General features: G+C 41.3%; 6 protein-coding genes. 4 read left to right on the plus strand and 2 right to left on the minus strand.

Annotation, left to right across the window (positions count from 1 at the left end; genetic code table 11):
• The first annotated feature begins 237 nt into the window (after positions 1-237).
• From B853_RS16225 to B853_RS16235, 3 genes are all read left to right on the plus strand, one after another.
• On the plus strand, positions 238-1,188 hold the full coding sequence (locus B853_RS16225) for a restriction endonuclease (protein ID WP_038887801.1): 951 nt from the start codon (positions 238-240) through the stop codon (positions 1,186-1,188).
• Positions 1,189-1,331: 143 nt separating this feature from the next.
• On the plus strand, positions 1,332-1,949 hold the full coding sequence (locus B853_RS16230; RefSeq protein ID WP_038887802.1) for a LysE family translocator: 618 nt from the start codon (positions 1,332-1,334) through the stop codon (positions 1,947-1,949).
• 141 nt (positions 1,950-2,090) lie between these two features.
• Positions 2,091-2,744: a hypothetical protein gene (locus B853_RS16235; protein ID WP_038887805.1), complete on the plus strand. Its 654-nt coding sequence runs from the start codon at positions 2,091-2,093 to the stop codon at positions 2,742-2,744.
• Between the two features lie 206 nt (positions 2,745-2,950).
• Here B853_RS16235 and B853_RS16245 read toward each other — a convergent pair whose 3' ends face one another.
• On the minus strand, positions 2,951-3,253 hold the full coding sequence (locus B853_RS16245) for a hypothetical protein (protein WP_038887808.1): 303 nt from the start codon (positions 3,251-3,253) through the stop codon (positions 2,951-2,953).
• 272 nt (positions 3,254-3,525) lie between these two features.
• Here B853_RS16245 and B853_RS16255 point away from each other — a divergent pair, with 272 nt between their 5' ends.
• Positions 3,526-4,008, plus strand: coding sequence for a rod shape-determining protein (locus B853_RS16255; protein ID WP_038887810.1), 483 nt, complete (start codon positions 3,526-3,528; stop codon positions 4,006-4,008).
• A gap of 33 nt (positions 4,009-4,041) precedes the next feature.
• Here B853_RS16255 and B853_RS16260 read toward each other — a convergent pair.
• Positions 4,042-4,256: IS30 family transposase (locus B853_RS16260; RefSeq protein WP_128826945.1), on the minus strand; the 215-nt coding region annotated here is incomplete at its 5' end.

A 4,256-nucleotide genomic window follows, 5' to 3' on the forward strand; every position in this document is an offset into this window, starting at 1 on the left:
TTTTACGTTCTTGGCGGGAGCAAACTTCATGATTATCGCATCTCACTGTTTTTATGTTCAGAGGTGTCGCACTTCGTACTTGAATCCAAGGCATATAACAAATTGTTCAAGAGTGATTCGGCACGCGTGGCATTTTTACTATGCGTTGGTTTCAATGGTTAAGGTGGTATGCGGGGGCTTGGGTATTGCGTGCCTCACACCTTAACAAGGCGTTATGTTCACAAGCAGGAAATACGGATGGCAATATTAGATTTTAAAGAGATTCCCATGCCACATAAGGGTGGCGGTGAACAAGACAAATTCGAGCTTTTTGCACGGGATTTCTTCCACAACTTAGGCTATAAAATTGAATCAGCTCCCGGAAGAGGTGCTGATGGTGGAAAAGATCTACTTCTGATTGAAACACGAAAAGGTATAGCAAATGATACCGAAGTGCGTTGGCTTGTTAGTTGTAAGCATAAAGCTCATTCAGGTTCATCTGTGTCTAAAGCTGACGAGCCAGAAATCCTAGACTCGCTACGTGCTCATGGTTGCGACGGGTTCATCGGTTTTTATTCAACATTGCCCTCATCTGGTTTAGTAGCTAAAGTTGAAAGTATTACTGAAATTGAGCACCAGTTTTTCGATTCATCAAAGATTGAGCAAACATTGCTCAAAAATAGTAGTTGTCTCGAATTAGCAAAACGATACTTCCCTATTTCATATAAGTCTTGGGCTGATGAGAATCCGAAACCAGCTCAAATCTTCTCAGACTTTGAACCTTTTAAATGTCATTGTTGCGGAGAAGAACTTGGCTATGAAAGTATTGGTAGGGTAGTTTCTTGGAGTAAATATGAAACTGTTAATGACGTAGCAATCAAGAAAATCAGAAATCAGTACGTTTGTTGTGGTGGCGATTGCGACTATAAGCTCTCTCACTCTGCTCGATACTTCACTGATGGTTATGTAGATGCATGGGCAGATCTAAGAGATTATTTCACACCAACTCTTTATTTGAGAGCTGTAATGGGATTTTGCAACGAATTGAACGACCCTACTATTGAATACAGCGCCGAAGCATTTGACCAAGAGAAAGAAATCTTGTTAAAGGCATTTCCATATGTCTGCCGTAACTTGACCAAATCTGAAGTCGATCAAATCCGAGATCTAGCAATGTTGCCTAAGTTTCTCGGTGGTTTAGGGAAGTGAACATAACAAAGCGTTTAAGACGGATTCCCAACGCTTGGCATTTTCGGTTTGATTCAGCTTTAGTGTTTACGGCACAATGGTTTAGGTAGGGTGGCCGCGTTGCTCACCACTTAACGCGGCGTTAGTTTTATGGAGGAAATATTGTGGAAATCTGGAAGTTATTGTTCTTTATACCTGCGTGTTTTGCGCTCAATATGACTCCTGGTCCAAACAATCTATTGTCCATGAACAATGCTCGTTGTTACGGTTTCAAGTCCGCTTTTATTGCGGGACTTGGTCGTATTGCTGCGTTCGCTGTAATGATTGCTTTGGCAGCTTCTGGTTTAGCAGTCGTTCTCTATGCTTCTGAGACTCTATTTCTAACGATCAAAATTGTGGGCGCGGCTTATTTGTTGTGGATTGCCTTTAATCTTTGGCGTTCGGAATCAAGTCCTGTTTCCGAACTCGAAAATACTCGCAGCCGATTAGGGTTAGCTAAACAAGAATTTTTGCTAGCCGCCGGTAATCCAAAGGCGATCTTAATCTTTACTGCTTTTCTACCACAGTTCGTCGATGTTTCAGCGAGTGTAAATGAACAGTTCTTCGCTTTAGGGGCTACGTTTCTAGTTTTAGAAATGGGTGCAATATCGATTTATGCGATATTTGGAATGTACTTAAGGCAGTGGTTTACGAAGCCGAAAATGGCAAAGCGCTTCAATAGAGGTTGCGCAACTTTTTTGGCTATGTCTGGAGCAAGCTTGTTACTGAGTCGCCAGCAATAAAACTAACAAGGCGTTTAAGACGGATTCCCAACGCTTGGCATTTTCGGCTTACTTTAGGTTAAGTGTTTATGTCACAATGGTTTAGGTAGGGTGGTAGCGTTGCTCACCACTTAACGCGGCGTTAGGCTAAAAGGAGATAAAATGTATTCAAATACACACTATGAGAATTATCCAAACCTCAAGCCTTGGGTTGGTTCAAAGTATGGCCAAGGTAGGACTAAAAAGCTGTTGGTTATTGGAGAAAGTCATTATTTGCCCAAAGGGTCCACATCATCATTGAACATCGAAAATTGGTATTTAAATAATCAAAATGACCTCACTGATATCGAAAAATCTTGGATTAATACTAGCGGTATCATTAAAAAGAATATCCCTACCAACTTCCCCAAAAAGTCTCATTGGATTTATAGAAATGTAGCGAAGGAGATTAATAATGCATTTTTTGGTTACACGAATTCAGCTGATATTTTAGAGCATGTGGCTTTTATGAATTACTTTCAAAGGCCAGCTGAAAATGTAGGTGACAGTATTAAAGTACATTCTTTAGATTTGAAAATGTCTGAAACTATCGTTACGGACGTAATCAAAACTCTGAGTCCAGATCTTGTTGTTTTCTGTTCAGCAAAGGCTGGAGAGTACGGTGCAAAAGTTGTACGTAATTTAGGCCTCGAGTGTGTTGTGGCTCCTCATCCATCGAGCCAATGGTGGAATCGAGAGGCAAAAAAATATGGTGGCTTTGGTCGGGAGGTTATTCCGAAATTCTTGATTAAGCGCAAGTGGTCAGAATTAGCCTAACAAACTGTTTAAGAGTGATTCGCAACGCGTGGCATTTTCACAATGCGTTGGTTTTAGTGGTTAAGGTGTTATGCGGCAGCATCGGTATTGCGTTGCTCACACCTTAACAGGGCGTTAGTCGCCAGAAAAAGCTAGCAATCAAAATCATGTTTCTGAGCTTAAAATTTGACAGCTGTTTGCTTGGTACATCGACTAATCGTAGATCATTAGAGCTTAGTTCTAGCTGTTTTAAGTCCAGAGTTTTGTACCTGTCCTAGCGGTTGTTTTGTTCTTTGGTGCTTACAGAGTAGGGCAATCGAGAGTCTATTTTTGGTTGCAACTCCGCTCGGTGAGTTTGTCGGTACAACAGCCGATTTACTCGCTGAAATGAAGTTTTCTCTGGTGTTGTAAATTCCACGTGGTTTCAGTGACTTCGTTGAAAGTCCGCACTGTGAGATTAGCTTTTCAAAAGCGCCTTTTGGTGTTGTCAGTTCTTTTTCTGCGGCGTTGTTTGTTCCAAGTGGTTTCATTGAGTAGCCGCTTTGAGACTACGCCTGACTCAAATGCATCAGAGCACATAAAGTTTGTTGTTCGCAAAGTTTAGTTCGGCTTAAAATTGTCGCTCGGTGCCTCGCGACTAACAAGCTGTTTAAGAGTGATTCGCAACGCGTGGCATTTTTACTATGCGTTGGTTTTAGTGTTTAAGGTGGTATGCGGGAGCTTCGGTATTGCGTTGCTCACACCTTAACAGAGCGTTAAATGGCTAGGTTGACTATGTCACTCAAAGGAGAGTAGTAAAGTAATGGGTATGTTTATTAGAGGACTAATTTCTTATGACTTATTAGTGGAGTTGAGTGAAAGTAAAATAGTCATTCGAACGATAGGAAATGGTCCCAAACTTGAGTACGAGCCATATTTAGCCGTGGAAACTGCAGGTAAAATCCGTGTGATGAAAGGTGTCGGTTCAGAGGCTAAGTTACAGTCAGGAACCGGTGTTAAGGTCATTAACCCGTTTGCTCATCCACGCTCTTTTGTTGCTGATTTTTATGTTGCTGAAAAATTGATACAACACGGTGTTCGAGAAATACATAAATCGAAAATTTTCAAACCAGCACCTCGAATCATAATGCACCAACTAGAGAAAACAGAAGGCGGCTTAACAAACGTTGAGGAAAGAGTTTTAAGAGAGCTTGCCCTAGGTAGTGGAGCACGAGAGGTCGTCATTTATGTCGGGGAAAAGTTAGATTCAGATAGAATTACTTTTGATGATGTGAAGAGAAAATAGCCACTTAGTATCAAGTTTGAAGTGCGACACTTTTTACAGATGCGCATGAATATACTCCGTTGGTGTCCTATACCCAAGTCTTTTGCGTGGGCGCGTATTTAGTTTGTGTGCAATTTCATTGCAGAGCTTCTGTGTCACATGTGACATAGAAGTTCGTTTTGGTAAGTATTGTCGTATCAAGCCATTGGTGTTTTCATTAGTGCCTCGTTCCCATGAGTGGTATGGGTTTGCAAAGTAAAACAGACAGT

The organism is Vibrio rotiferianus CAIM 577 = LMG 21460 (genome assembly GCF_002741985.1).
Taxonomy (GTDB): domain Bacteria; phylum Pseudomonadota; class Gammaproteobacteria; order Enterobacterales; family Vibrionaceae; genus Vibrio; species Vibrio rotiferianus.

Coding starts and splice junctions, on each gene's coding strand:
- B853_RS16225 (WP_038887801.1), top strand. CDS start 238: ATGGCAATATTAGATTTTAAAGAGATTCCCATGCCACATAAGGGTGGC.
- B853_RS16245 (WP_038887808.1), bottom strand. CDS start 3,253: ATGAAACCACTTGGAACAAACAACGCCGCAGAAAAAGAACTGACAACA.
- B853_RS16235 (WP_038887805.1), top strand. CDS start 2,091: ATGTATTCAAATACACACTATGAGAATTATCCAAACCTCAAGCCTTGG.
- B853_RS16255 (WP_038887810.1), top strand. CDS start 3,526: ATGGGTATGTTTATTAGAGGACTAATTTCTTATGACTTATTAGTGGAG.